Raw genomic sequence first — 2,448 nt, 5'->3', positions numbered from 1 at the left:
GCATGGACCCGCACGGGGGGCACAGGCACAGCGGCCAACGCGACATTGTCGGATGCCACGGCGCAAAACCCGACCTTCACCGACAGTTCGCTGACCCTAGATACCGATCAGCCGGTAACCCACATTTTTTCATTGGTTGTGACCGATGACGATGGGGCGACATCTGCCGCCGATACGGTCACCGTTACGATCAACCCACCAGCCGACACCACCGCACCGGCGACCCCAACTGCCTCTGTGACGGTGAACCCCGACAATACTGTCAGCGTCTCAGGTTCGGCAGAGCCTGGCGCCTCAGTCGAGGTAACCTTCCCTGATGGGACAACGCAGATCGTTACCGCGAATGGTGGCACCTACGTGGTTACATCTGCGGTCGCGCAACCATCCGGAGATCTCTCCATCGTTGTCGAGGACGCTGCAGAGAATCGGTCTGAGGCACTGATCATCCGATTCACTGCGGCGGCCGCAGTGGCCGCTGTTCAGGAAGAAATTGCTACCTTCATGCAAACCCGTGGTAGCAACTTGATCGCCGCGCAGCCTGATCTCATCGGTCTGATGTCCGGCACCGCGCAGAGAGCCTTCAATGTAAATGCAACCCGGAACAACGGCACATTCAACATCGAGACATCTGCTGGTTCACCAGTCTGGGCAAGCTTGCAAGGGACATGGTCGGAAAGCAACGATGTTGAAAACAGCTACTTCTTTGGAGCAGCAGGTGCGCATTATGCGATCACCCCGGGCATTGCGATCGGTGCGTTGGTCGAATTCGACCGCTCTGTGCAAGTGGATGGCGCATCCGAGACCAAAGGCACGGGCTTTTTGGTTGGTCCGTACATTGTTGCCAAGCTGCCCCAGCAGCCGCTATACGTGGAAGGCCGTTATTTGGTTGGCCAGACCGACAACGACACCAGCGTTGATGGGGCGTCGGATCAAACCTTCGAGACTGAGCGTTCATTGGCCAGCATCAAGGTTGCTGGTCAGATGGAATACGGCAATCTGACTCTGACACCCAGCCTATCCGCCACGCGTTTGGAAGACACACAAAAGGCGTTCACCGACAACGCGGGCCGTGACGTAGCCGGGCAAAGTGTCGTTGTTGAGGACATCGCCCTTGGCCTCGATTTCTCGCAGGTGTTCGTGACGGATGTGGGTACGCTGGTCCTCAGCGGGGGGGTGTCTGCGATCTATTCCAAGACCGAAGGGAACGGCTTTGCCGGCACGATCGTCCCCGGCTTTGAAGGTGAACGTGCACGTATCCATTTCGGTACAAGTTACACGATGGACACTGGCATGACAGTCAGTGCCGCCGCCAACTATGATGGCCTCGGCAGCGATGACTACCAAAGTTATGGCTTGCAGCTCGGTCTGATCAAGAAGTTCTAAGATCAAGCAATTGGAAAAATTAGTAGGGCGGCTGACCAAGCCGCCCTCTTTTTTAAAGAGATTGCGAAGTTTCTCGAGGTAGGCCTGCGGCTTTGCTTGATATTCAAGAGCATGACCGCAGAAACCAGATGTGTCAGGAGGGAGCACTTTCATTGATGGTTTTGCCATCCTCACGCTTCAGTTTGTGTCGGTAGGGTCAGCTTCCTTGCTCCGTCCGCTTTGGGGAATCTGCATTGCAGCGATGAGGTATGGGATGAAGGGCAGCTTCTCTAATTGGGTGTTTGGGTCAAGCTCATTTTCCTTCTTTCTTTCGGGGCACTACCCATGCGCCAAGTAGCAATCATTCAAAAGCTATGGTCGCAAATTCTGTCTGACGTCAGCGCCTATGGGAGCAAATAGCGTTATTTGATAAGAGAGTGTTTCTGGCTCATCGTCACCACTGAGGAGTGGAAGATGAGACAAACAACGACGAGCCCTGGCGAGAAGATCGTCAAAGACATCAAACGCGCGCACCGCTGCCCGGCAGTCGATACGCAGTATCGATGAGAGGGGCGCAAGCATTACTCATCCGAAGAGAAGATCAGGATCGTTCTGGATGGTCTGCGTGGTGAAGACAGCATTGCAGAGCTGTGCCGCCGTGAGGGTATCTCTCAGGGCATTTACTACAAATGGTCCAAGGACTTCATGGAAGCCGGATAGCGGCGCCTTGCGGGCGATACGGCACGTGCGGCGAACACTAACGAGGTGAAGGATCTGCGCCGTGAGGCCCATGATCTCAAGGAAGTTGTGGCGGAACAAACGCTCGAACTCCGTTTGCTTAAAAAAGCATGCTGGGCGATGGGGGCAACCACGAATGAGATATCCTGCATCTGAGAAACTCTCTCATCCGGCTGGTCGAGGAAAGCCACCTGTCAGCACGGCTCAGGTTGGCAAAGCTGGGCATTCCCCGCACCACATTCTACCGTTGGTATGAGGTGCCCCTAGATTTGTAGACGCTTTGCTTGGTAATTTTGGAACCAAGGAGAGACGGATATGAACAAAGGAATACGGTTTACAGACGAGTTC

1 protein-coding gene and 1 pseudogene are annotated in these 2,448 nt (G+C 54.9%); both read left to right on the top strand.

The features are described from left to right. Positions 1-1,383, top strand: a 1,383-nt coding sequence (locus FHS72_RS18250; protein ID WP_246414883.1) for an Ig-like domain-containing protein, incomplete at its 5' end; no start/stop codon positions are given. A 453-nt stretch (positions 1,384-1,836) separates the two neighbouring features. Then, positions 1,837-2,357 (top strand): annotated as a pseudogene (locus tag FHS72_RS18245) (transposase); the annotation flags it as partial. Positions 2,358-2,448: the final 91 nt, after the last annotated feature.

The organism is Yoonia ponticola (genome assembly GCF_014199395.1).
Taxonomy (GTDB): Bacteria; Pseudomonadota; Alphaproteobacteria; order Rhodobacterales; family Rhodobacteraceae; genus Yoonia; species Yoonia ponticola.
The sequence above is the reverse complement of the archived record's forward strand: the minus strand, read 5'-3'. Positions and strand labels throughout refer to the sequence as shown.